The organism is Bacillus sp. CPT56D-587-MTF, from assembly GCF_058792335.1.
Window position 1 is genome coordinate 3,304,992 of sequence record NZ_JBYTEF010000001.1, and the last position, 26,330, is coordinate 3,331,321.

Annotated in this window: 25 protein-coding genes and 1 pseudogene; 7 read left to right on the forward strand and 19 right to left on the reverse strand. The window is 37.1% G+C overall.

The window, feature by feature from the left end; all coding sequences use genetic code 11:
* Window positions 1–145: 145 nt before the first annotated feature.
* From AC3WVZ_RS17015 to AC3WVZ_RS17030, 4 genes and pseudogenes are all read right to left on the reverse strand, one after another.
* Entirely contained in the window at window positions 146–340 is a 195-nt protein-coding gene (locus AC3WVZ_RS17015; RefSeq protein ID WP_001189064.1) for a hypothetical protein, read from the reverse strand.
* A gap of 11 nt (window positions 341–351) precedes the next feature.
* Window positions 352–444 (reverse strand): annotated as a pseudogene (locus AC3WVZ_RS17020) (phage regulatory protein); the annotation flags it as partial.
* Window positions 445–561: 117 nt separating this feature from the next.
* Entirely contained in the window at window positions 562–1,911 is a 1,350-nt protein-coding gene (gene tnpC / locus AC3WVZ_RS17025; RefSeq protein ID WP_345743022.1) for an IS66 family transposase, read from the reverse strand.
* A 318-nt stretch (window positions 1,912–2,229) separates the two neighbouring features.
* Window positions 2,230–2,442 carry a hypothetical protein gene (locus AC3WVZ_RS17030; protein ID WP_000283430.1) on the reverse strand — a complete coding sequence of 71 codons (213 nt, stop codon included), beginning with the start codon at window positions 2,440–2,442 and terminating at the stop codon, window positions 2,230–2,232.
* A gap of 202 nt (window positions 2,443–2,644) precedes the next feature.
* On the opposite strand from AC3WVZ_RS17030, the gene AC3WVZ_RS17035 reads away from it, so the two are divergent.
* On the forward strand, window positions 2,645–3,304 hold the full coding sequence (locus tag AC3WVZ_RS17035) for a LexA family protein (protein ID WP_011110319.1): 660 nt from the start codon (window positions 2,645–2,647) through the stop codon (window positions 3,302–3,304).
* Between the two features lie 335 nt (window positions 3,305–3,639).
* Here the strand turns inward: AC3WVZ_RS17035 and glnA are convergent, their stop codons facing one another.
* From glnA to hflX, 4 genes are all read right to left on the reverse strand, one after another.
* Complete coding sequence (gene glnA, locus AC3WVZ_RS17040) at window positions 3,640–4,974, reverse strand: type I glutamate--ammonia ligase (protein ID WP_000092763.1); 1,335 nt, start codon at window positions 4,972–4,974, stop codon at window positions 3,640–3,642.
* A gap of 48 nt (window positions 4,975–5,022) precedes the next feature.
* Window positions 5,023–5,412: a transcriptional repressor GlnR gene (glnR, locus tag AC3WVZ_RS17045; protein ID WP_000656783.1), complete on the reverse strand. Its 390-nt coding sequence runs from the start codon at window positions 5,410–5,412 to the stop codon at window positions 5,023–5,025.
* 174 nt (window positions 5,413–5,586) lie between these two features.
* A complete protein-coding gene (locus AC3WVZ_RS17050) occupies window positions 5,587–6,858 on the reverse strand; it encodes a methionine gamma-lyase family protein (protein WP_233935186.1) in 1,272 nt (423 codons plus the stop codon).
* Window positions 6,851–8,125, reverse strand: coding sequence for a GTPase HflX (hflX, locus tag AC3WVZ_RS17055; RefSeq protein WP_233936586.1), 1,275 nt, complete (start codon window positions 8,123–8,125; stop codon window positions 6,851–6,853). Before hflX ends, AC3WVZ_RS17050 begins: the two co-directional genes overlap by 8 nt.
* 92 nt (window positions 8,126–8,217) lie before the next feature.
* On the opposite strand from hflX, the gene AC3WVZ_RS17060 reads away from it, so the two are divergent.
* Both AC3WVZ_RS17060 and AC3WVZ_RS17065 read left to right on the forward strand, forming a co-directional pair.
* Complete coding sequence (locus AC3WVZ_RS17060) at window positions 8,218–8,841, forward strand: trimeric intracellular cation channel family protein (RefSeq protein WP_233935188.1); 624 nt, start codon at window positions 8,218–8,220, stop codon at window positions 8,839–8,841.
* A 99-nt stretch (window positions 8,842–8,940) separates the two neighbouring features.
* Window positions 8,941–9,078, forward strand: a complete 138-nt coding sequence (locus AC3WVZ_RS17065; protein ID WP_000181500.1) for a hypothetical protein — start codon at window positions 8,941–8,943, stop codon at window positions 9,076–9,078.
* 30 nt (window positions 9,079–9,108) lie between these two features.
* On the opposite strand, the gene spoVK is transcribed toward AC3WVZ_RS17065, so the two are convergent.
* Entirely contained in the window at window positions 9,109–10,065 is a 957-nt protein-coding gene (spoVK, locus tag AC3WVZ_RS17070; RefSeq protein ID WP_233935189.1) for a stage V sporulation protein K, read from the reverse strand.
* Window positions 10,066–10,178: 113 nt separating this feature from the next.
* On the opposite strand from spoVK, the gene AC3WVZ_RS17075 reads away from it, so the two are divergent.
* The gene (locus AC3WVZ_RS17075; RefSeq protein WP_000450327.1) at window positions 10,179–11,144 is read left to right on the forward strand and encodes a tyrosine-type recombinase/integrase; all 966 of its coding nucleotides are present in this window, start codon (window positions 10,179–10,181) and stop codon (window positions 11,142–11,144) included.
* A gap of 113 nt (window positions 11,145–11,257) precedes the next feature.
* Entirely contained in the window at window positions 11,258–14,074 is a 2,817-nt protein-coding gene (locus tag AC3WVZ_RS17080) for a Gly-Xaa-Xaa repeat protein (RefSeq protein WP_425594292.1), read from the forward strand.
* An 81-nt stretch (window positions 14,075–14,155) separates the two neighbouring features.
* Here the strand turns inward: AC3WVZ_RS17080 and hfq are convergent, their stop codons facing one another.
* Together hfq and miaA are read right to left on the reverse strand one after the other, a co-directional pair.
* Window positions 14,156–14,380 (reverse strand): RNA chaperone Hfq, encoded by a 225-nt coding sequence (hfq, locus tag AC3WVZ_RS17085; protein WP_000813896.1) that lies wholly within the window; start codon window positions 14,378–14,380, stop codon window positions 14,156–14,158.
* 21 nt (window positions 14,381–14,401) lie between these two features.
* Window positions 14,402–15,355, reverse strand: a complete 954-nt coding sequence (gene miaA / locus AC3WVZ_RS17090; protein ID WP_000504929.1) for a tRNA (adenosine(37)-N6)-dimethylallyltransferase MiaA — start codon at window positions 15,353–15,355, stop codon at window positions 14,402–14,404.
* Window positions 15,356–15,535: 180 nt separating this feature from the next.
* On the opposite strand from miaA, the gene AC3WVZ_RS17095 reads away from it, so the two are divergent.
* Entirely contained in the window at window positions 15,536–15,781 is a 246-nt protein-coding gene (locus tag AC3WVZ_RS17095; protein ID WP_000814429.1) for a hypothetical protein, read from the forward strand.
* 62 nt (window positions 15,782–15,843) lie between these two features.
* On the opposite strand, the gene entD is transcribed toward AC3WVZ_RS17095, so the two are convergent.
* The 8 genes from entD to gabP all read right to left on the reverse strand — a co-directional run bounded on the left by entD (window position 15,844) and on the right by gabP (window position 24,843).
* The gene (gene entD, locus AC3WVZ_RS17100) at window positions 15,844–16,794 is read right to left on the reverse strand and encodes a cell wall-binding protein EntD (protein WP_000734640.1); all 951 of its coding nucleotides are present in this window, start codon (window positions 16,792–16,794) and stop codon (window positions 15,844–15,846) included.
* A 349-nt stretch (window positions 16,795–17,143) separates the two neighbouring features.
* Window positions 17,144–19,000, reverse strand: coding sequence for a PTS fructose transporter subunit IIABC (locus AC3WVZ_RS17105; protein ID WP_000704605.1), 1,857 nt, complete (start codon window positions 18,998–19,000; stop codon window positions 17,144–17,146).
* Window positions 19,001–19,013: 13 nt separating this feature from the next.
* Entirely contained in the window at window positions 19,014–19,925 is a 912-nt protein-coding gene (gene pfkB, locus AC3WVZ_RS17110; protein ID WP_000640859.1) for a 1-phosphofructokinase, read from the reverse strand.
* Window positions 19,922–20,674 carry a DeoR/GlpR family DNA-binding transcription regulator gene (locus AC3WVZ_RS17115; protein WP_000957279.1) on the reverse strand — a complete coding sequence of 251 codons (753 nt, stop codon included), beginning with the start codon at window positions 20,672–20,674 and terminating at the stop codon, window positions 19,922–19,924. The genes pfkB and AC3WVZ_RS17115 overlap by 4 nt, the downstream gene beginning before the upstream one ends.
* Before the next feature lie 159 nt (window positions 20,675–20,833).
* Window positions 20,834–21,997, reverse strand: a complete 1,164-nt coding sequence (locus AC3WVZ_RS17120) for an iron-containing alcohol dehydrogenase (RefSeq protein ID WP_001179093.1) — start codon at window positions 21,995–21,997, stop codon at window positions 20,834–20,836.
* Window positions 21,998–22,114: 117 nt separating this feature from the next.
* Window positions 22,115–22,657 carry a DUF420 domain-containing protein gene (locus AC3WVZ_RS17125; protein WP_000228315.1) on the reverse strand — a complete coding sequence of 181 codons (543 nt, stop codon included), beginning with the start codon at window positions 22,655–22,657 and terminating at the stop codon, window positions 22,115–22,117.
* Window positions 22,658–22,975: 318 nt separating this feature from the next.
* Window positions 22,976–23,314 (reverse strand): hypothetical protein, encoded by a 339-nt coding sequence (locus tag AC3WVZ_RS17130; RefSeq protein ID WP_002041693.1) that lies wholly within the window; start codon window positions 23,312–23,314, stop codon window positions 22,976–22,978.
* A 134-nt stretch (window positions 23,315–23,448) separates the two neighbouring features.
* Window positions 23,449–24,843, reverse strand: a complete 1,395-nt coding sequence (gabP, locus tag AC3WVZ_RS17135) for a GABA permease (RefSeq protein ID WP_233935191.1) — start codon at window positions 24,841–24,843, stop codon at window positions 23,449–23,451.
* Between the two features lie 270 nt (window positions 24,844–25,113).
* Between gabP and AC3WVZ_RS17140 the strand changes: the two genes are divergently transcribed.
* Complete coding sequence (locus tag AC3WVZ_RS17140; RefSeq protein ID WP_233935192.1) at window positions 25,114–26,196, forward strand: chitinase; 1,083 nt, start codon at window positions 25,114–25,116, stop codon at window positions 26,194–26,196.
* The last annotated feature ends 134 nt before the right edge of the window (window positions 26,197–26,330 follow it).

Here is a 26,330-nt window from a genome sequence, read left to right on the forward strand (position 1 = left end):
AGCCACCTCATAAATTCTCAAAAACGGTATTCAATGTTATACTTATCTAGAGATATTTTTTCTTATAGAATCCGCTGCAACGGATTCTTTTCTTATTCATTCAAAACAATCATGCTATCCATATCTATTTTCTTCTAAACCTCTCTTATTCCTCAAATTCAACATCCACTTGAATTTCGATATTCATTGGAATTTCTTGTGTTATACGAATCACATTTTGACTCATTCCTTTTTGAATAAGCTTTCTAACCTGCTCTTTTGCATCTTCTTTTGTTTTAAATTCACTGACAGTTGGTAATCCTGCTAAACTGCTAGTAATTACTAAAATCTTTCTTTGCATGTTCTTTCCTCCTACTGAATGTCTGCCATATTTATTTGTGAGTTTTTAACTGTAATTTCTTCATTTAAAACAGTTGGGATTGAATATTCTTCATTAATAATTTGGTAACTACTCAGCTTCTTCAAATAAAAAAACAGGCCAAATACATGTTTCCGATTCGAAAACATGAAAAGAAAATACTCCAATCAGAGAAAGAATCTATGCCAAATAGAGAAATTCTCTTATGAAGTCGTGTTATTCCAAGGAACCGTTCTAGTTTCTATGACTTGGTTTATCGCTTGTAAGACCGATTGTTTTTGTTTTTTCATGGTACTCATAAAGCTTCGTATCTGACAAAAAGATTCTGCGCCTTTCTTACTTCGGAAAGTCCCAGACACTTTCTGTTTTACTTTCGTCATCCGAATATCCCGTTCTGCTTGATTGTTATCAAATGGAATGGCTGGATGTTCTAAAAACGCTAGAATTCTGTCAGAATACTTGACGAAGCGATTCCATAAATTTTGAGAAGGCGTCTGCTTTCCTTTCTTCTTTTGTTTCGTGGAAAGAATCTGTTGTTCTTTCAATATGGATTGATACATAATAAACAGATTCTTTTGCGTCGCTTTTGGCATGGTACCTTCGGATTGCTTTTTCATCGTCAACGCTTGCGTTAGAAATTTCTGCATCTGTTGTGCCCATTGTTCTCCAGTACTATCTATAATTCCTTGTAAATCTCGTAAGAGATGGGCATTACATAAAACGTGACGACAATCTGTATACGCATCATACGATTTCCAACCATCATGCATCGCAATTCCAGAAAAAGATGGCAAGATTTCTCCAGCATCCATTGCTTCTTTTCCACGTTTTTGATGAATATGTTGCAATGTCACCTCCGGTGTACTGGCAGTATGTAACCATTGTGTTTTGTTTTCTACACGCATACCAGTTTCATCAAAATGGACAACAGGAGACTGCAGAATCTTTTCCTTTACTTCTTTTATGAATGGCTGCAATTGAGAAGCGAAAGCCTGTGTATGATTTACCAGGGTTCCTTCGCTTATAGAATGTCCAAAACAATCCTGAAAGAATTCTTTTGTTCGCTTCAAAGAAATGCATTGATAATGCGTTAAATAGGGAATCAGTCTTTTTATATTTGGACCATATTGAACAGGACGAGATACTGTCGAAGGAAATTGGGCTTCTTGGATAGAATGGCAATGTGGGCATTCTTTCTGTTCTACTTTATGTTCTGTCACTTCGATCTGAATAGGTGGTAAGTCATACACTTGGCGAATGCGATACCCTTTTACAGGCTCGTGGTTCAAGGAAGTATGACAACAAGTACAATATGTAGGAGAATGTGTAATCGTATGATCTGGAGTCGCTGTCAAACCAAGAGTATGTCCCTTGTGGCCCAACTGGCCACCCGTTTGACGATGAGACGGTTTGCGCAAACTTTTTGTAACGGGCTTACCCAAACCATCTGTAGAAGGTGGCTTATGACTATTTTTGGAGTTTTTTTTTGAAGCATTTTCTAGTTCTTGTATACGTTTTTCTAACTTAGAAAATGTTTCTTCAAATAAAGAAATAACAGCTTCAGGTCCTTTTTTATATGTATCTCAAATAATTTTTCGATCGACCATAAGATTCACCTCCCCTGTTTGATATACTCAGTATTTACAAATGGGAGGCATATGAAACTAGTAAAATTTAAAAAAGACACCGAAAGGTGGCTGAGTAGTTACCTTTATTGTATTGAGATAATTTCGCACTACGCATAATTCGTTGCTTTCTTTTTACAGATTAACTAATTATCGAAATTTAAAATAAATACTATGATATGAACCCTTTTATTAAGTCATTATTCAATAATTCGGTTATCCATTTTAAGCAATTCTCCTCCGATTTCAATTCGCTTCGTTTTCTTCAAATTCAAAAAGATATTCCAAATTATGTTCTGGAAAAAAAGTTTTCTTAATTTCAAAAGCTTCATCATAATAAAAACGAAATTTACCATTTATTTTGTCGCTCACTGTTGCGTGGCGAAGTTTCAGATGCGAAGAAATTTGTGTAATCATAATTCTTTTTCTCGCCATCTCTGCACGCAAATTCGGATACATCGACTCACCACCTATTTTTTGTATGATATTGCGTTCATTTCCATTTAAATATAAACTCAATTTCGTATTTAGTCAACAAAAAAACGTATTTAAATACTCAATTTCGTATATTTTTCTATTTACTAACAATTTTAGTTAGGTTATGATATATACAGAAATACGCAATATCGTATACATTTTAATAAGAAAGATGGTGAAAGTAATGAAAAAAGCAGAGGTTGTAACACGCTTAATAAAAGAAGCTGGCTATAGTAAAAGAGCCTTCGCCGAAAAAATAGGTCTCCCCCCCACAACACTGCAATCCATGTTATCAAGAGGGATTGGTAAAGCATCTGTTGATAATGTCATAAAAGTTTGTAAAGGATTAGGAATCACTACTGATGATTTAGAAAGACTCGCAACTCAAGAGGACAATACTGTTAAAGAAGAAGTTTCTATTTATGAAACCATCCAAAACGATCAATCAAACATTATTTACATTCCTATCATTGGTTCTGTAGCAGCCGGTACACCCATACTCGCTGAAGAAAATATCGAAGGCTATTTACCCATGCTAAGTACATTTTTAAACAAGCGTAAAAAGTATTTTTATCTTACTGTAAAAGGCACTAGCATGAATCTCGAATTCCCTGATGGTTCTTATGTTTTAGTAGAGGAAACTCCTTATGTTGAAAACGGACAAATTGCTGTTGTAAAAGTCAATGGTTATGATGCTACCGTGAAAAAGATTTCAAAATCCGGAAGCATCATTACTTTAATACCATTGAGTAATGACCCTATCCACGAACCAAAAACTTACGACCTTTCAGCTGAAGATGTAAAAATAATTGGTCGCGTTGTACAGGCAGTAAAGAATTATTAAGTTTTAGCACAAGTGATTAAAAAAGATAAAATCAATTCTTTTGAAAAGATTTTCTTAGTAACATGATTCAAAATAACCAAAAACAATCCATTATCTAGTAGTTAACATATCCAATAACTTCACTAAAAAAGCCCTGATACCGTAGTATCAAGGCTTTTTCATTTCACAAATTATATAAAACTTACATTTATCTGATAATATTTTTCTATGATATCACTACTTGTTATTAATTATTGGCTTTTATGTGGCTGTTTTTCATTTTGCAACCACATAAAATTGTAATAATAGGGAATTAAAAAACCCTTGATACGAGTTGTATCAAGGGTTCAAGCCTCTTAGTAAAGAGACATATATTGATCGCGTTCCCATTGGTGAACTTGTGTTCTAAAAATATCCCACTCAATCTCTTTCGCTTCGATGAAGTGCTCAAGTAAGTGTTCTCCTAGTGCACCGCATACTACTTCATTAGATTGTAATGTAACTAATGCTTGCGCTAATGTTGCTGGTAAGTCAACGATACCTGCTTCTTCGCGCTCTTCTTTTGTCATTACATAGATGTTACGATCTACTGCTGCTGGTGGAGTTAATTTGTTTTTAATTCCATCAAGACCTGCAGCTAATAATGTAGCCATTACTAAATATGGGTTTGCAGCTGGGTCAACACTACGTACTTCTACGCGTGTACTAATACCACGAGATGCAGGGATACGTACTAACGGGCTACGGTTTTGTGCAGACCATGCTACGTAACAAGGTGCTTCATATCCAGGTACTAGACGTTTGTATGAGTTTACAGTTGGGTTTGCTATCGCTGTAAATGCTGGTGCATGTTTTAAAATACCTGCGATGAAGTGACGAGCATCATCACTTAATTGTAAGTCACCGTTTGCATCAAAGAATACGTTCTCACCATTTTTAAATAATGATAAGTTACAGTGCATACCTGAACCGTTCACACCGTATAGTGGTTTTGGCATAAACGTTGCGTGTAAACCATGTTTACGAGCAATTGTTTTTACAACAAGTTTGAATGTTTGAATGTCATCACATGAGCGAATTGCATTTGCATATTTAAAGTCAATTTCGTGCTGTCCCGGAGCAACCTCATGGTGAGATGCTTCAATTTCAAATCCCATTTCTTCAAGTTCAAGAACGATATCACGACGACAGTTTTCCCCTAGATCCATCGGCGCAAGGTCGAAGTATCCACCGTTATCGTTTAGTTCTAATGTTGGATTTCCTTTTTCATCCACCTTAAATAGGAAGAATTCTGGCTCTGGTCCAAGATTGAAGTCTGAAAATCCTAAAGCTTCCATTTCTTTTAACACACGTTTTAAGTTGTTACGTGGGTCTCCATCAAATGGAGTGCCATCTGCATTGTAAATATCACAGATTAGTCGAGCTACTTTACCTTTTTCAGCTGTCCAAGGGAAAATTACCCAAGTGTCTAAATCAGGATATAAATACATATCAGACTCTTCAATACGTACGAAACCTTCAATCGAAGATCCATCAAACATCATTTTGTTATCAAGAGCTTTCGTTAATTGTCTCACTGGAATCTCTACGTTTTTAATTACCCCTAAAAGGTCCGTAAATTGTAAACGGATATACTTTACATTCTCTTCTTTCGCCAAACGGAAAATATCTTCTTTTGTGTATCTAGACATTATAAATTCCTCCTTAGTCCCTCTAATCGCCTTCAGAATCAGTTATCTTTAGTGAAAAAATCTTGAAATGTCACCTTGTCGCAATGAAGTTCGATTGAATCTACCTGTATGTTGTAGTTCATCTCGAAGTATTTTGCGAAGCTCAGTTTTTGAAATTTCTTTCGTTTCTTCTTTTACTTTCACTGCTTCTGTTTGATTTTCTTTCATTAGTAACACTTGTTTAATACCAGCCATATTCAGGCCTTGATCTAACAAATCTTTAATTTCTAACAACTTATCTACATCGTTAAATGAAAACAATCTACGATTCCCCTTTGTACGGGTTGGAGAAACAAGATTATGCTCTTCATAGTAGCGAATTTGACGTGCAGACAATTGTGTTAAATCCATAACAATACCAATTGGAAACAGCGGGGCAGAACGTCTATCTTCTTTCATTTTTCAGTTCCTCCTTCGCCTTAACTGCTTCTCATTTTATAACATGTTATGTTTAGTGTCAATAGATGTTAGCTTTTCTCACATGATTTTTTTATAAATTTTTTCATTCTTTTTTCTAATCGCATAAATCGTTACTTTTATACGAAAAAAGCTGCCGATATCGACAGCTCCCCTTTAAGAAATTGTTAATAAATTCTTTTCAATCAATTCATCAATTGCAGAACAAATCGCAATTTTAACATGCGAATACGTTAATCCACCTTGCACATATGCAACATACGGTGGTCTAATCGGACCATCAGCAGACAATTCAATACTTGCACCTTGAATAAATGTTCCCGCCGCCATAATTACATCATCTTCATAACCTGGCATATAGTTTGCATACGGAGTAAAATGCGAATTAATTGGAGATGCATATTGAATCGCTTGGCAGAAGGCAATCATACGGTCTTTATCATCAAATTGAACAGATTGAATTAAGTCTGTTCTTGGCGCATTCCACGCTGGTGACGTGTTCATTCCTAACTTTTCTAAAAACGCAGCTGTAAAAATTGCACCTTTCAGCGCTTGTCCTGCAACATGTGGCGCTAAGAAGAACCCTTGATACATTTCTTGCAGACTGTATAAAGACGCTCCAGCTTCCGCACCAATTCCCGGAGACGTTAAACGATATGCACACGCTTCAACATACTGTTCTTTCCCGACAATATAACCACCAGTTTTAACAATTCCGCCGCCCGGGTTTTTAATAAGCGAACCCGCCATTAAATCTGCACCAACATGACATGGCTCTTGCTCTTCAATAAACTCACCATAACAGTTATCTACAAACACAACAACATCAGGTTTAATTTCTTTAACAAACGCGATCATCTCTTTAATTTGAGAAATAGTAAACGATGGACGAGTAGCATAACCTTTCGAACGCTGAATACCGATCATTTTCGTATTACTATGAATCGCTGCTGCAACAGCTTTAAAATCAACAAGCCCACCTTCAGTTAGCGGAACTGCATTGTAACCAATATTATATTCTTTAAATGAACCTACACCTTTCCCACGCACGCCAACGATTTCCTCTAACGTATCATACGGTTTTCCAGTGATGTACAATAACTCATCTCCTGGACGTAAAATACCGAATAACGCTGTAGAAATAGCGTGAGTACCTGAAATAATTTGCGGACGAACAAGTCCAGCTTCCGCTCCAAACACATCAGCATACACTTTTTCTAACGTATCACGGCCAATATCATCATAACCATAACCTGTCGTCGGGATAAAATGCGAGTCACTAATTTTATGTTTACGAAAACTTTCTAATACACGAAACTGATTACTTTCAATTACTTCATCCGCACGTTTATGTACTTCTGTAATCTGACTCTCTACTTCTTTTACGATTGGAGCAATTTTTTCTCCATTTTTCAAACGATCAAACATTTTTATTTTCTCCTTCTTCCACTAAAAATCTCTTTAATTGCACATTAAGCGATGAATGAGTAAAAATATACCCTGCACAATCATATACAAATTTATCTTCCAGAAACTCCATCTTTGCTAATAGCGTTTCCGTCTTTAAAAGCGTTAATAACTCACCTTCACTCGGAGGGATTTCTACTCGATAACGATCCATTTCTTTCTTCATTTTCATTTCTATCGCTTCTTTTATACGCAATACATCACTTTCTTCAAAAGCACTAGTCATTAAGAAATCACTTTTCGGAAACGGAATAAAGTTTTGATGTAATTCATCTTTTTTATTATATAACGTAATAATAGGAATATGATTAATTTCAAGTTCTGATAATAATCGTTTTACTGTTTTTTCATGCCCTATGTAGTTAGGATCCGCAGAATCAACTACATGTAAAATGACATCTGCTTCCCCCGCTTCTTCCAGTGTCGAACGAAAAGCAGCGATTAATGAAGTGGGTAAATCTTGTATAAAACCAACAGTATCGGTTAGTAATACTGTATAACCAGAAGGTAACGGCATCTTCCTCGTCGTTGGGTCTAATGTTGCAAACAGAAGGTTTTCTTCAAACGTATCAGCTTCCGTTAATCTATTAAACAGTGTCGATTTCCCTGCATTTGTATACCCTATTAACGAAACTTGAAATACTTTATTATCTTTTCTTCTCTCACGATATCTTTTTCGATGTTCCACAACAACTGCAAGTTGTTTCTTTATTTCATCAATACGGGATCGAATATGACGACGATCCGTCTCTAATTTCGTCTCACCCGGTCCTCTCGTTCCAATACCACCACCAAGACGCGATAAGGACAATCCTTGCCCCATAAGACGCGGCATTGTATATTGCAACTGAGCTAATTCTACTTGAAGCTTACCTTCCCTCGACTTCGCACGTTGCGCAAAAATATCCAGTATTAGTTGCGTTCGATCAATTACTCTCGCATCTAATACTGAGGATAAATTCCGAATTTGACTCGGCGTTAATTCATTATTAAATACAATAACATCCGGCTCTAATTCTTCAGTTAACATTGTAAGCTCTTCTAATTTCCCTTTACCTATGTAAGTTGCCGGATGAAACTTTGGTCGTTTTTGCGTTGTTGACACTAACAATTCTGCTCGTGCAGTCTTCGCTAGTGATGCAAGCTCTTTCATGGAATGCATAAATTTTTCATCATCATCTTGTGGCAATTGACAGCCTACTAATATGACTTTTTCTTTTTCTTCCATCAAATATGTTCACTCATCCTTTTCGAAATTTAAACCTTCTAATATAATAGCAGAGGAAGCACATTTCATCTAGTTAGCGGGGGAGAAAATTCATGGCATGGGAGATTTTTAGCATCATAGGCACAATCGCTTTCGCACTAAGCGGAGCCATTGTTGCAATGGAAGAGGATTATGATATTTTCGGGGTGTATATTTTAGGAATGGCAACCGCATTTGGGGGAGGTGCCCTTCGTAATTTATTAATCGGTTATCCGATTGTCGCGTTTTGGCAACAAGACATGTTATTCCAAATCGCACTTTTATCAATGACTATTATTTTTCTTTTTCCAAATAAGTTAATTAGACATTGGAAAAAGTGGGAAAATATCACTGACGCTATCGGCTTATCAGCATTTGCTGTACAAGGAGCATTATATGCCCAAAAATTAAATTTACCAATTAGCGCCACAATTGTAGCAGCTGTTTTAACTGGTATCGGCGGCGGTATCATTCGCGATCTTTTAGCCCGCAGAAAACCTCTCGTTCTTCGAGCTGAAGTATATGCCTTTTGGACAATTTTAGCAGGTTTCTTAATTGGCGCTCAAATTATTGTTAGCGATTGGGCTCTTTACATTTTATTCATTTTAATTGTTTGCTTCCACATGGTTTCTATTCATTACAAATGGCATTTACCGCACAGACGTATCGAAACGAAAGAACGTTCAATGCATAAATAGCAATCTAACCTCTTTACATATCGTAAAGAGGTTTTTCTTTTCTAACGATTTTTTCTTTATATAATGTTTATACTAATTTTTAAAGTGAGGTGAATACACATGACAAACCACGTTAATAAAGGAGCTCAAAAAAGCTCAGTAAATCAATTCGGGCACGATCCTAATTCAGCACACGAAAAGAGCGCTAAAATGGAACACTTCCATAAAGCACACCAAGAAAAAGCAAAAAAAGAGTAAACGAACTTATACACAAAATCGACGCACAGTTTATGTACTGTGCGTCTCCTCTTCGAGCATCAAATCCATACTCGATATTCCAATTAAATCATTTTTATCATAGGCATCTTCTTGCAACAACCGCATCGCCTGTGTACGAATTGATTTTTCAACAATATTCCGTACATACCGCCCATTACTAAACGATGTAATTTGCGACGAATACTTTACAGCATGTAAATGATCCCTAAATTTCCATTCAGCCTCTTTCGATAACTGATATTCACGCTCTTCATACATTCTTTTCCCAATTTCCAACAACTGATTTACCGAGTAATCCGCAAATTCAATAATAAATGGAAAACGAGATTGCAGCCCTGGATTTAATGAAAGAAAGTGATTCATCTCTCTTGAATATCCAGCTAAAATCAATACAAAACCATGTTGTTTATCTTCCATATGTTTTACAAGCGTATCAATTGCTTCTTTTCCAAAATCCTTCTCTCCTCCTCGAGCTAAAGAATACGCCTCATCAATAAACAAAATACCTCCCATTGCTTTTTTTATTAAGTCTCTTGTTTTTTGGGCTGTATGGCCGATGTACTCTCCTACAAGATCAGCACGTTCAGCTTCAACCAAGTGGCCTTTCGATAGAATATTCATCTCAAACAGCAATTTTCCTATCATTCTAGCAACTGTTGTCTTCCCTGTACCTGGATTCCCTTTAAACAGCATATGAAGTACTTGCTTCTCTGACTTCAATCCCTTCTCTTGTCTTTTTTTATTCACATAAATCCAAGCATATATTTCTTTTATTATCTTTTTTATATCATCCATCCCAACAAGCTTCCCCATCTCTTCTTCAATTCTCTGCAGCATTTCATGTTTAATTGTAGTTTCATTTGAAATTACCGCTTTATTTTCTGCGGCTGGCAAAGAAATTTTCTTTCGATGGTTTAACACAATATTAATTTGATTATTGTTCTTCTTTCGCATCGATTGTTCCATACAATCACCTCATTTTATCCACTCACCAAATATTATTATTCCTGTCCCCCTTGTAAATGCCTATTTTCAGAAAAGTTTGCTATAATATAAGAAATAATTAAGGTGGTGGGACTATGGAGACAACGGAATTCCATGATACAATACAAGCCTTTTCTATTTTTTTATTGAATAAAGGCCGAAAACCCTCAACTATTAAACGTTATGTTTATGACGTTGAAGACTTCGGACATTGGTTAGAAAAAAACAAAAAGCTCCCTTCCAGTAATATATGGGCTACACTTTGTACAAAAGACTACGAAGATTACTTTTCCGATTTAAAAACGAATCGACATTACTCAGAAAAAACGATGCATCGTGTATTTATTGTACTAAATAGAATGTATCATTTTCTAAACATTCCTAATCCATTGAAAAATATGGAGATATCTATTCAACCAGACCGTACACTTCGTAACGAAGATTTCATTTCACCTGATGAAGAAAAAAGGTTAAAGTATATAGTCACTTCATTAGAAGGACTTTCAGAAAAACAACTTCCTGTGCGCCCCTTATTAATGGATCGCAATATTGCTATTTTAAATCTATTGATTGACTACGGTTTATCCTTACAGGAACTTACAGCATTAACAATGCATCACGTTCACTTTGAAACTAACACATTATCAATCCCAGCAACCGCAGGTGTAGAAAGAACAATTACATTAGCAAAAGAAGACAAAAAACAACTATATAATTATTACAAAAGCATCCCGGAACCAGTTCGTCCCAAATACCATAGTGATGATCCATTATTTGTCGCATTCGATTTTAACCGTGGAACATACAGATGGGTATATGAAAATGATGCACCAAAGGCATTAACGGAAATTGCTATACAAAAAATGATTCGCCTCGAAGTGGCTAGAGCCAATTTACGTAAAGGAATTTCAGGACAACATTTTCGTAACACCTATATTTTAAACTTAATAAAAAAAGAAACTCCTGAATCAGAAATTATAAAACTCGCTGGATTCAAATCAAAAATTTCATTAAAGCGATATTATCAATACGCAGAAAATAGAAAAAACGCCTTATTGTAAGGCGTTTTTTCTATTTTTTCTTTAAACAAACGATTTTACTATGACCATTTAACTAATTTCTGCATCTACTATGATGAGTTTCGTTCACATTTTCGTGAGAAAGGAGAGATTTAATGTCTCGTTATAACGACAATCAAAACAAATTCTCCAAACCATGCTTTCCAAGTAGCGCCGGACGAATCCCAAATACTCCATCAATCCCAATTACTAAAGCTCAACTTAGAACATTTCGTGCGATTATTATTGATTTAACAAAAATAATCCCAAAACTTTTCGCAAATCCATCTCCCCAAAATATTGAAGATCTAATCGATACATTGAACCTACTGAGTAAATTTATTTGTTCACTAGACGCTACTTCCTCCCTGAAAGCACAAGGGTTAGCTATTATTAAAAACTTGATAACTATATTAAGAAATCCAACCTTTGTAGCAAGCGCTGTATTTATTGAGCTTCAAAATCTCATTAACTATTTACTATACATTACAAAATTATTCCGAATTGACCCTTGCACACTTCAAGAGCTCCTTAAATTAATAGCAGCATTACAAACTGCTCTAGTTAATTCTGCTTCGTTTATTCAAGGGCCTACCGGACCTACTGGACCAGCAGGCGCTACTGGTGCCACTGGACCTCAAGGACCTCAAGGTAATACAGGCGCTACCGGTAATACAGGCGCTCAAGGACCTGCTGGTGCTACCGGCGCTACTGGACCTCAGGGACCTCAAGGTAACACGGGCGCTACCGGCAATACAGGTGCTCAAGGACCTGCTGGTGCTACCGGCGCTACTGGACCTCAGGGACCTCAAGGTAACACTGGTGCTACCGGCGCTACTGGACCTCAGGGACCTCAAGGTAACACTGGCGCTACCGGCAATACAGGTGCTCAAGGACCTGCCGGTGCTACTGGTGCTACTGGTGCTACTGGACCTCAAGGGCCTCAAGGTAACACTGGTGCTACCGGCAATACAGGCGCTCAAGGACCTGCTGGTGCTACTGGTGCTACTGGACCTCAAGGGCCTCAAGGTAACACGGGCGCTACCGGCAATACAGGCGCTCAAGGACCTGCTGGTGCTACTGGTGCTACTGGACCTCAGGGGCCTCAAGGTAACACGGGCGCTACCGGCAATACAGGCGCTCAAGGACCTGCTGGTGCTACTGGTGCTACTGGTGCTACTGGTGCTACTGGTGCTACTGGTGCTACTGGACCTCAAGGTGTTCAAGGTAACACGGGCGCTACCGGCAATACAGGTGCTCAAGGACCTGCTGGTGCTACCGGCGCTACAGGTATAGGAGTTACCGGACCTACCGGACCTTCTGGCGGGCCTCCTGGACCTACTGGACCTCAAGGTAACACGGGTGCTACGGGTGCTACTGGACCTCAAGGTGTTCAAGGTAACACAGGTGCTACCGGCGCTACCGGTGCCACTGGCGCTACTGGACCTCAAGGTGTTCAAGGTAACACGGGCGCTACTGGTGCTACCGGTGCCACTGGACCTCAAGGTGTTCAAGGTAACACGGGTGCTACTGGCGCTACCGGTGCCACTGGACCTCAAGGGCCTCAAGGTAACACAGGTGCTACTGGTGCCACTGGCGCTACTGGACCTCAAGGTGTTCAAGGTAACACAGGTGCTACTGGTGCCACTGGCGCTACTGGACCTCAAGGTGTTCAAGGTAACACAGGTGCTACTGGTGCCACTGGCGCTACTGGACCTCAAGGTGTTCAAGGTAACACAGGTGCTACTGGTGCCACTGGCGCTACTGGACCTCAAGGCGTTCAAGGTAACACAGGTGCTACTGGTGCCACTGGCGCTACTGGACCTCAAGGTGTTCAAGGTAACACAGGTGCTACTGGTGCCACTGGACCTCAAGGTGCTCAAGGGCCTGCTGGTGCTACTGGCGCTACCGGACCTCAAGGCGTTCAAGGTAACACGGGTGCTACCGGTGCCACTGGACCTCAAGGTGTTCAAGGTAACACAGGTGCTACCGGTGCCACTGGACCTCAAGGTGTTCAAGGTAACACAGGTGCTACTGGTGCCACTGGCGCTACTGGACCTCAAGGCGTTCAAGGTAACACGGGTGCTACCGGTGCCACTGGACCTCAAGGTGTTCAAGGTAACACAGGTGCTACTGGTGCCACTGGCGCTACTGGACCTCAAGGCGTTCAAGGTAACACGGGTGCTACCGGTGCCACTGGACCTCAAGGTGTTCAAGGTAACACAGGTGCTACCGGTGCCACTGGACCTCAAGGTGTTCAAGGTAACACAGGTGCTACTGGTGCCACTGGCGCTACTGGACCTCAAGGCGTTCAAGGTAACACGGGTGCTACCGGACCTCAAGGTGTTCAAGGTAACACAGGTGCTACTGGTGCCACTGGCGCTACTGGACCTCAAGGCGTTCAAGGTAACACGGGTGCTACCGGACCTCAAGGCATTCAAGGACCAACGGGTGCTACCGGCGCTACTGGTATAGGAGTTACTGGACCTACTGGACCTTCTGGTGGACCTACCGGACCTACTGGGCCTACTGGACCTAGCTTCCCTATAGCAACAATTGTTGTAACAAACAATATTCAGCAAACAGTACTGCAATTTAATAACTTTATTTTTAGTACTGCAATTAACGTAAACAATATTATCTTCAACGGCACAGATACAGTTACTGTTATTAACGGTGGTATTTATGTAATTAGCGTATCCATTTCTACAACTGCGCCAGGATGCGCTCCACTCGGAGTAGGAATTTCAATTAATGGAGCAGTCGCAACTGATAATTTCTCTTCAAATTTAATAGGCGACTCACTTTCATTTACTACAATCGAAACATTAGCAGCTGGTGCAAGAATTTCTGTTCAATCTACTCTTAATGAGATTACGATCCCTGCGACAGGAAATACTAACATCCGCCTTACTGTATTTAGAATCGCTTAAATTTCATGATATATTGTTTATGACAAATAAAAAAAGAGCGAGGAAACTCGCTCTTTTTTTGTTATGTACAATAATTCATTACTATTCTAATTCAATTGAAACATTTTTTTGTGGTACAAATGTGGAGATTGCATGTTTATAAATAAGCTGCTGCTTACCTTCTGTTTCCAGCAGGACTGTAAAATTATCAAATCCTTTAATTAGTCCACGAAGCTGGAAACCATTTAATAAGTACAGCGTAACAAACGTATTTTCTTTACGGAGTTGATTTAAAAACTGATCTTGAATATTGATTGATTGCTTCATGTCGAATCCTCCTCTTTTTCTCTACTTACTATTATTCGACTTTACTTGTAACTTTCCTTCTATGTATCGTAAAATTTCTGACGTTTTTTCACCGTCTGTAACATCAAACCACGTGACATCCATTTTATTACGGAACCACGTTAATTGACGTTTTGCATAACGACGCGAATTCGTCTTTAATTGTGACACCGCATCTTCTAAAGAGGCTCGATTCTCAAAATAATCATAGATTTCTTTATATCCAATCGCTTGAATAGATTGACAATCTCGTATCCCTCTATTATACAGCCCTTCTACTTCCTCTAATAGGCCTTGTTCCATCATCAAATCCACTCGTAAGTTAATGCGATCGTATAGCATTTCTCGATCCATTGTCAAGCCAATTAATGAAACATCATAGAGTAACTCTTTTTCTTGTTTCTCAATTTGTTCACTCATTTTTTCACCCGTCGTGTGGAAAATTTCTAACGCCCGAATGACACGTCGTACATTATTTGCATGAATACGCTCCGCACTTTCTGGATCTACTTCTTGCAATTTTTTATGTACATATTCCACACCGCGTTCTAGAGCTAACTTTTCCATTTGCTCTCGGTATATCACATCACCAGCATCATCTGTAAACTGATAATCGAATAAAACAGATTGTATATAAAGACCGGTCCCACCAACTATAATTGGTAATTTACCACGTTCTGTAATTTCTCGAATATGCTTGCGAACACGTTCTTGAAATTCCGCGACAGAAAATGAATCTTCCGGATTTTTTATATCGATCATATAATGTGGAATTCCGTCCATCTCTGCTTTTGTTACCTTTGCGGTTCCAATATCCATCGTTCGATAGATCTGCATGGAATCACCACTAATAATTTCACCGTTCAACGCTTTGGCAAGATCGATACTTAACTTCGTCTTTCCAACAGCAGTTGGTCCAATGATGACAGCAACTTTTTCACGTTGCACTTCTCCCATATCATTCAACTCTCTTTATGTAATATACTCCATCTATTGATTATACCCAATCTTACCAATTTTAACGGCATGATTGCAAGTTCTTTCATTTCGGTACATGAAATTATACAGAAAAAAGAACATAGTTTGTCCAATTCTGCATATACATGATAAAAATAGTTTCGAGAGGATGAGTTAACTATGAAACAATCCACCATCAATTTTTCATCTTTGACAAAAGACCTCATTTTAGCCACTTCTACAAAAGAACAAAATTGTTCACAAGAGGAATTATACTTCGCCCTAAATTGTTTACTACGGGCTTTTCATTCTACTCTCCATGAAACAACATTACATCCAGAAAATAAAAATACAGAATATATACAAACGCAATTTTGCAGTGCATATAAAATTATTACAGGTAAAACTATTTATCCATTTCAATAATCCATAAAAAGCGGCTGCTTACATAGTTTCAAGCAACCGCTTTTTATATTAATATCGATAACCTATTGTATAACTTTCACTTTTACAGATTTGCGCCCCCAGCTATTAGCACTACCATCTGAACCGACTAATACATCAATACGATTTCCTTTAATCGCACCACCGGTGTCTCCAGCAATCGCTTCTCCATATCCTTCTACCCATACTTTTGATCCAAGCGGAATTACTTTCGGATCAACAGCAATTACTTTCATATTTGGATTTGCTGTTAAATCATGCCCCATTGCAGTTAATACACGACCACCATACGAACCATTCTCACTCGGATCTGCTGTATATGCCGTCGCTTCTACTGTAATTTCACGACCACCAGTAGGCGCACTTGTTTCAGTAGATTTTGCAACTGGTTTTGCAGCCGGTTTTTCTTTTACCACAGGTTTACTTGATTCTACATTCTTAATAGAATCATTACTCTTAACAGACTCTTTATTCTTAACTACTGTATTATTTTTAACTGGCGTATTTGTTCTAGCTGGCGCTTCTTCTTGAGCTACAACCTCTTTCTTTTCGATTACAGGTGCTGTTCCTGTTAAAAATGGCACGTGAACATATCCAACTTTTCCATTGTAGTCGAATTGTAACCATTCATTTTGAACTTGATTCGTCGTTTCAATCACATCATTTTTATTAAGTTTACCTAAAATTTCAGAATCAGTATTCGCTCCAGCACGAACATTTAATACGCCCGCCGTTACATAATATGTGCTCTTTGTAAAATCGGCACTTACAAACGCTTCCTTACCGTTCAACTTAATTTTTGTCCATCCATTTTCTGTATTTATAACATCTAGTGTATTCCCACTGAACACTTTACCTACAAGCTTTGACTCTACATTTGGGTTTTCTCTAACATTTAATACGTCTGTTGTTACAATTGTTTCCGCTTTAGCAGAACCCACAAAAATCCCAAGACCAAAAACTGCTGCTGTTGCTATACCTAATAATTTTTTCATGAATAGCCTCCATTTGCTTTGTTTTCGTATTTTCATTATAGCAACAGATTTTTAGAATTTTTAGAAATCACACAATTACAAAGCATTCGTAATATACGATTAACGAGTTGTAACATAAATTTCCATATTAATAAAATGCATTTCTAATACAATCTTCAGTGGTTTTCATATATTTTTCATATACGAGCACAAGAACTTTTTCCCAGAAAAAATTACAGTGTTACTTTTTTGTTACAAAAAATTCACAATTCGTTACATCTTTTACCAAAAAACATCAATATTCAATTGTTAACCTATTTTTTTGTAATAAAAAGAGAGCAGCTACTAAAAACTGCTCTCTTTTTATTTGTTATTGAACTTTCTTTTTCCAAACACCTAGCATAACAGCCGAGACAATTGTTCCAATTAATATAGAGAAAATATATAGTAACGGTTTATTTACTAACGCTATTACAAATAATCCACCATGCGGTGCCGGTAATGTAATTTGGAATAACATAGATAACGCACCTGCAATACTTGAACCAACAACACAACTTACGATTACTCGAACCGGATCTGCAGCTGCAAACGGAATCGCACCTTCTGTAATGAACGACGCTCCCATAATATAATTTGTTAAACCAGATTTACGTTCCGCTTCTGTAAACTTTGATTTAAAGAATGTAGTTGCGAATGCAATCGCAAGTGGTGGTACCATCCCACCAGCCATAACTGCTGAGTGCACTCCAAAATTCTGCGCTTCTATTGCAGCAATACCAAACGTAAATGCCGCTTTATTAATTGGCCCCCCCATATCAATTGCCATCATACCACCTAAAATAAGACCTAGTAATATAGCATTCGTACCGTTTAAACCATTTAACCACCCTGTCAACATTTCATTTAATGCTACTACAGGCGGAATTACTACTTTTTGCATTACAACTCCTGTAATCAATAATCCAAAGACTGGATATAACAATACAGGTTTAATTCCTTCTAATTGTACTGGTAGTCCTGAAAATAATCTTTTCAACCCTAAAACAACATATCCAGCTAAGAAACCAGCAATTAATCCACCTAAAAATCCAGCATTCGCATTCGCCGCTAAAAATCCACCTACAACACCAGGCATAAAACCAGGACGATCAGCAATAGAACTTGCAATAAATCCAGCTAAAATTGGTACAAGGAATAAAAACGCACCTGTTTTTCCTCCACCAATTGACATGAACAATTCAGCTAAAGGACCTTCCGCCTTTATACCACCAAACGAAAACGCTAGCGCTATTAAAATCCCGCCACCAACAACGAATGGAAGCATATTACTTACACCGCTCATTAAATGCTTATAAATTCCTAATCCTTTTTCTCCCTCAATACTTTCTGATTTCCCGTCCTCTTTTACACCTTTAAAGATTGGTGCATCTTGTTTGACAGCTCGCTTAAGCAGATTTTCCGTTTTTCGAATCCCATCAGCAACTGGCACTTGAATGACATGTTTACCAGCAAAACGATTCATTTCTACTTGTTTATCCGCCGCAACAATAATAGCTGTTGCACGTTCAATATCCTCTTTCGTTAAACCGTTTTTAATACCTGTTGATCCGTTTGTTTCAACTTTAATCGCTATTCCTAACTCTGTCGCTTTTGCTTTTAAGCTATCCGCTGCCATATATGTGTGAGCGATTCCAGTTGGACAAGCTGTAACAGCAAGTACGTACGGTTCATTTCCTTCTGGTTTTGCGACTTCAATCTCTTCTTCTTTTTCATTCTCTTTTTCATCAAATAGTTGAAGAAGCTCACTTTCATCCTTTGCTTCTAATAGTTGCTTGCGAAATCCTTCATCCATTAATAATGTCGATAAACGAGACAACGTTTCTAAATGAGTATTATTCGCTCCTTCACTTGCAGCAATCATAAAGAATAAGTGTGCTGGCTGTCCGTCAAGCGACTCATAATTGATACCGCTTACACTTCTACCAAAACAAATCGATGGTTGTTTAACAGCCTTTGTCTTCGCATGAGGTATTGCAATACCTTCCCCTATTCCAGTCGTACTTTGGGCCTCCCGCTTTAAAATAGCTTCTTTAAATTCCGTTTTACTATTTAAACGATTTGCCCCGTTTAATTTCTCAACTAATTCATCTATGACAGCTTCTTTATTTGAAGCTGTCAAATCCATAATGACTGTATCCCTTTTTAATAGTTCTGTAATTTTCATATGTTGCTTCCCCCTATCGCTTAGCTACAATTACTTGCGACAATAATTCTTCTACTTTTTCCTTCTTACATAAATCAGCTGAAAATGCTGTTGCACTCCCTGTTGCAACGCCGTATTGAAATGCCTTTTCAATATCTTTTGTCTGTTCATATTTGCCTACAAACCCTGCAACAAGAGAATCCCCGGCCCCAACTGAATTAATTACAACACCTTTTGGAACAGTCGCTTCATATATACCTTCTGCCGTAAATAATAAAGCCCCCTCTCCAGCCATCGATACGATAACGTGTTTTACACCTTGTTCAATTAATTTTCTTCCATAAGGTAAAACGTCCTCTACTGTTGAAAGCTCCACTCCAAACAACTCACCAAGTTCATGGTGGTTTGGCTTAATTAAAAATGGCTTATTTTTAATTACATGTTGCAGTGCACTTCCACTTGCATCTACTACTACACGAATACCTTTTTCAGCTCCAAACGCAGCAATTGATTCGTAAAAGGTACTTGGAATAGAAACTGGTACACTCCCAGCAAGTACAACACAATCTCCAGGTTGCATACTCTCAATTTTTTTCATTAACTGTTCGAACTGCTCTTTTGTTACAATAGGACCTTGGCCATTTAATTCTGTTTCTTCTTCCCCTTTTATTTTCACATTAATGCGAGTATCTTCATCTACTTGGACGAAGTTTGTTGTTACACCTTCCGTCTGTAATACCTCTTTAATAAATTGACCAGTAAATCCACCAGTAAATCCAAGTGCTATATTTTTAACACCTAAACGCTGAAGAACACGAGAAACATTAATTCCTTTTCCTCCAGGAAACTTCATATCTTTTTCCGCTCGATTTATTGTTCCTAAATCAAAGGAAGAAACTTGCACTACATAATCAATAGATGGGTTTAAAGTAACTGTATAGATCATTGTTTATCAGCCTCAATTACATTGGTTTGTTGTTTATATTTTTCTAAATCAATTTCTAAATGGTTTGTAATAATATTTGCATCTTCAACATTTGCAATTTTCGCAAACGCAACTTCTGAAAACTTACTTTCATCAATTAAGAAATATCCTTCGTTTGCTAATGTTAATGCCATTTGTTTTAAGAGCGCTTCTTCTGGATCTGGCGTTGTAAAGCCAAGCTGTTCATGTACACCATTTGCACCTAAAAAACATTTATCAAAACGATACTTCTGCATACTTTCCTGTGCCATAGCACCGATTAAAGCTTTCGTCCTACTCTTCATCATTCCGCCTAGTAAATACGCACGAATATTATTTTCAACTAAAGCTTCAATATGCATAAGTCCATTCGTAACGACAGTAACATCTTTATTTATTAAAAATGGAATCATTTCAAATGTTGTACTTCCTGCATCTAAATAAATACAATCACCTTGTTCAATAACGCTAGCCGCATACTTAGCAATTTGTTGTTTTATTTGAATGTTTTTGGATGATTTTTCGACCATCGTTGGTTCTTGCCCTTTTCCTGTTAAAACAGCGGCACCACCATGAACTCTTTTTAATAACCTTTGCTTTTCCAATTGTGCTAAATCACGGCGAATTGTCGACTCAGAGCTTTCTGTTCTTTCAACTAATTGCTGTAATTTTACAACTTTCTGTTCTTTTACAAGTTGCAATATCATTTGATGACGTTCAGGAGTTAACATTTTATTCACCTCTTCTTTGATTACAGTATAATGAAAACGGTCACAAAAATCAACCATAAACAATCAAAAATAATCAAAAACATCCACAAACATTTATAAACAGCAAAAAAAGAAACCTATTCGATCAAACAATCAAATAGATTTCTTTTCTAAATTCACTTATAAAGAAGCTTTATATATACTTAAAACATCATCTTTATTTAATTTTTTAAAGTTACCAAATTCACCATACGCCATCGCTTTATCCGCCATTAAATCAATTTCATTTTCTCCAATAGCGTAATCAGATAATGTTACTGGCGCCTCAATTGAAGTCCAAAATTGACGTAACGCCTGAATTCCTTCTAACGCAATTTCTCGATCAGTCTTTCCATCTGTTTCTACATTGAATACTCGAATAGCAAACTGTTTAAAACGACTTACATTTCCCTCTACAACATGCTTCATCCAGTTCGGGAATAAAATCGCAAGGCCACCCCCGTGTGGTATATCATGAACAGCAGAAACTGCATGCTCAATATTATGAGTCGCCCAATCTCCTTTTACTCCCATTGCTAAAATGCCGTTTAACGCCATAGTACCACAATATAAAATAGTTTCTCTATGCTCATAATTTTCTAAATCACTTAAAAGCTTAGGAGCTGTCTCAATTACTGTTTTTAAAACAGCTTCACAATAACGATCTTGTAGTTCTGTATTCGTTCCATGATGGAAATATTGTTCTAATACGTGCGACATAATATCTACCATACCGTAAATTGTTTGATCTTTCGGTACAGAAGTAGTATGAACTGGATCTAAAATCGAAAACTGCGGGAAAGTAACCGGGCTACCCCATCCATACTTTTCATTCGTTTCCCAGTTTGTAATTACCGAGCCTGCATTCATTTCAGATCCTGTTGCTGCAAGAGTAAGTACAGTACCAAATGGTAATGCCTCATTAGCAAATGTTTTTTTCGTTACAATATCCCATACATCTCCATCGTACTTACTACCAGCTGCAATTGCCTTCGTACAGTCGATTACACTTCCTCCACCAACTGCTAAAATAAATTCAACACCATTCTCTTTACAAATTTGAATCCCTTTCTTTACAGTTGATACACGTGGATTCGGTTCAACACCTGTTAATTCAAATACTTCTGCATTAATATCCTTTAAAATAGAAATTACATTATCATAAATACCGTTTCTTTTAATGCTGCCTCCCCCGTATACGAGAAGAACTTTTTTACCGAACTGTGGAATTTCAGTTTTTAACTGTTCTAATTGACCTTTACCGAAAATAAGTTTCGTTGGATTACGAAATACAAAATTTTGCATATTTCTTTACCATCCCTTCTATATGAAAAGCAACTATACTTTTGTATACCATATTTTTTTCATTTCACAAAAATATTTGCTTAATAAAAAAATCCCAGCCTACAGGCTGAGATTTTTTTATTGGTAATAAGGTGAGATCATTAAGTAAACAATAACACCAGATAAACTTACATATAACCAAATCGGCATCGTCCAACGTACAATTTTACGGTGACGTGTTAATTGATTTGTAAAACCAAATACAAGCGCAAACAATGCAAGTGGTACGATAATTGCTGCTAGGATAATATGTGTAATTAAAATGATGAAATACACATATTTAATGAATCCTTCTCCGCCAAAATGTGTTGCCGGTGCTAAGTAATGATACGATAAATACGACACACAAAATAGTAAAGTTGTCGTAAATGCTGCAAGGATAAAACCACGATGCATTTTCACATTCTTTTTAATAATAGAGAATAACGCTGCTAATAAAAATACGAACGTAAAGCTATTAAAAATCGCGTTTAACATTGGTAAAATCGTTACATCAAAATGTACTTCTCCTTCATAGCCAACAGGTCCAAAGAACAAAAATAAAATAATCGCATTTACAATTACAGAAAGCGTTATCACAATAGGAGCATAGCTTTTCTGATTTGTTGATTGATCCACCAAAATGGTCACTCCCTCTTCCTTCAAGTATGTATACATAACCTCACTATTTTAACATATTATTCACAGTGTAAATGTGACAATAGTTTGACACAGCAAGACCAGACAAAGAAAAAAATCCTTCTTAATAAAACTTCTTAAGAAGGATTTTATCGCTTTATTATTCAAATAGCAATGCGATTAGTTTTTGTTAAAAAATGTATCGCTATATGCTTGAAAAATTTCAGACACTTGATATCCCATTAATGAAATTGCTGTTAATGAAAAGAAACCAATCATAAGAAATCGAAACCACATATAAATCTCCTCCTTGTATTTAGCTTAAAAAACGTTAGCTACCTTACAAGTTGCGTGGCACTCTTCATCATCACTTTCCTTTTTCCTTACAATTGCTGTAATAAATCGAATCATAAAGAAAACTACAAAAGGAAATTGTTCGTAATTCACATTGGCATAGTTTAGCAACGGCTCGCGCTGCACATCGAACGGAGATGAGAAGGAATAGAACATACCTTGCTCTTCCATATATACAATTACAATTTTCATGCAAAATACGATTCCTAGAAACGAAACAATATCTTGCCATTCTGTCGTATATAACAGGTTATACAGCTCTAATACGTACTCTTCCATCATCATCCCCCCTTCCTTTTTTACCATTTTGCTCGCCTTCGTATAAAAAGTCAAGAAAAAAGTTTATATTCACTATGACAATAGTAATTACTTGTTTCTATGATTATATATGATTCTTTTATAGCAATGATTGGGTGTAACTCTCTTCGAAAATAAGAAAATTAGAATCGAACAGATTCCTCATTCTTACTTTTAGGATGCAAAACTGTGCTATTTTTATTTCTATTAAAAATAAAATAAGAAAGTATGATAAGAACTGTAACAAACATTGTTAAAAATGCTTGTGAACGTAAAGTATCAATTGCGAACATCGCAACTAAAACTGCTATAATAGCAGCAATTGTAACATACGTTACATACGGAAAAAGCCACATTTTCACTTTCAAATTTTGTTGTTCTACTTTCCCCATTTTTTTACGCATCTTTAAATGCGAAACTGCAATAACGAGATAAACTAGTAACGCAATCCCGCCAGATGCATTCACTAAAAACAAAAAGACTTTATCTGGAGAAATGTAACTAAACACAACTCCAATATAAGCGAAGAAAGTTCCAAATAAAACCGCTCGAACGGGAACACCACTACTGTTCAATTTTAAAAATGACTTTGGAGCATCTCCTCTTTCTGCCATTGAAAAAAGCATTCTTGAATTTGTATATAAGCCTGAATTTAAGCAAGAAAGTACAGCTGTTAAAACGATAAAATTCATAATTTGTGCTGCCGCTGGTATTCCTATATGTTCAAGTACAGCTACAAATGGACTTTTTAATATGTTTGCTGAATTCCATGGCAGTAGCGTAACAACTACTGCTATAGACCCAATAAAAAATACAAGAATACGCCAAATCACACTGTTTGTTGCTGTTTTTACTGCTTTTACAGGTTCTGCAGATTCACCTGCGGCTACTGCTACAATCTCTGATCCCATAAATGAAAATATAACAACAGTAATTCCAAGCAGGACCGAACTTATACCGTTTGGCATAAATCCACCTTGTCCAATTAAATTCGAAGTGCCGGGTGCTTCTGTTCCTGGAACAAATCCTAAAATAACAGCAAGACCTAGACAAAGGAACAAAACAATACTTATTACTTTAATAAAAGAAAACCAATATTCAAACTCTCCAAATGATTTCACCGAAAAAACGTTCGTCAGCGTTAATAAAATTGTTAATATTAAACTTAATAACCAAAGCGGTATTTCTGGAATCCAATATTGGATAATACCAGCACCTGCTGTGGCTTCTATTGCAATAACAATTACCCAAAAAAACCAGTATAACCAGCCTATTGTATAACCCGCCCAAGGACCAATCGCTTCTCTTGCATACGTTGCAAATGAACCACTTGTCGGATTAACAGCTGCCATTTCTCCTAGCATTCTCATGACGAAAATGACTAGAAGTCCTGCTAATGCATATGAAACGATAGAACCTGGTCCTGCCGAATGTACAACTGCACCACTTCCAACAAACAAACCAGCCCCTATTACGCCGCCAATTGAAATCATTGTAATGTGGCGTATTTTGAGGTCTTTCTTTAGATTTTTATCCAAATCTTGTACATCCCCTTCCAAACTAAATTTTGAAACTTATGTAAGAGTACTGTGCGAAAGATTTTGTTCTATACGTTAAAATATATCAAAATATTCTGAATTTAACAATTACAATTCAACCTTCTTCAAAAATTATTACATTAGGTTTAATACTTTCCCATACACAATTGTTGAGAAAATTATAGTCCCTTTACAAAAGAAAGAATTTTCAGATATTATTAAATAAACAAGATTATACATCTAGACAACTTTTTGTATAGGAGTGTTGATATGTTAAACAAGTTCAAATTTTTTTGTTGTATTTTAGTAATGTTCTTACTTCTACCGCTATCCCCTTTCCAAGCACAAGCAGCAAACAATTTAGGTTCAAAATTACTCGTTGGATATTGGCATAACTTTGATAACGGTACTGGCATTATTAAATTAAAAGACGTTTCACCAAAATGGGATGTAATCAATGTATCTTTTGGTGAAACTGGTGGTGATCGTTCCACTGTTGAATTTTCTCCTGTGTATGGTACAGATGCAGACTTCAAATCAGATATTTCTTATTTAAAAAGTAAAGGAAAGAAAGTAGTTCTTTCAATAGGTGGACAAAATGGAGTCGTTTTACTTCCTGACAATGCCGCTAAGGATCGTTTTATTAATTCCATACAGTCTCTAATCGATAAATACGGTTTTGATGGAATAGATATTGACCTTGAATCAGGTATTTACTTAAACGGAAATGATACTAATTTCAAAAATCCAACTACTCCCCAAATCGTAAATCTTATATCAGCTATTCGAACAATCTCAGATCATTATGGTCCAGATTTTCTATTAAGCATGGCTCCTGAAACAGCTTATGTTCAAGGCGGTTATAGCGCATATGGAAGCATATGGAGTGCATATTTACCAATTATTTACGGAGTGAAAGATAAACTAACATACATTCATGTTCAACACTACAACGCTGGTAGCGGGATTGGAATGGACGGTAATAACTACAATCAAGGTACTGCAGACTACGAGGTCGCTATGGCAGATATGCTCTTACATGGCTTTCCTGTAGGTGGTAATGCAAATAACATTTTCCCAGCTCTTCGTTCAGATCAAGTCATGATTGGGCTTCCAGCAGCACCAGCGGCAGCTCCAAGTGGTGGATACATTTCGCCAACTGAAATGAAAAAAGCTTTAAATTATATCATTAAAGGAGTTCCGTTCGGAGGAAAGTATAAACTTTCTAACCAGAGTGGCTATCCTGCATTCCGCGGCCTAATGTCTTGGTCTATTAATTGGGATGCAAAAAACAACTTCGAATTCTCAAATAACTATAGAACATATTTTGATGGTCTTTCCTTGCAAAAATAACAAAGTAAAACTATAATTAGCCCCCATCAATCGGACATTTATGGGCAATCAATGCAGGATAAAAACAGCAATAGGACCCTTTATAGGTCCTATTGTTGTTTTTTATTTATGAAAATTACTTTGTCACATCTAAA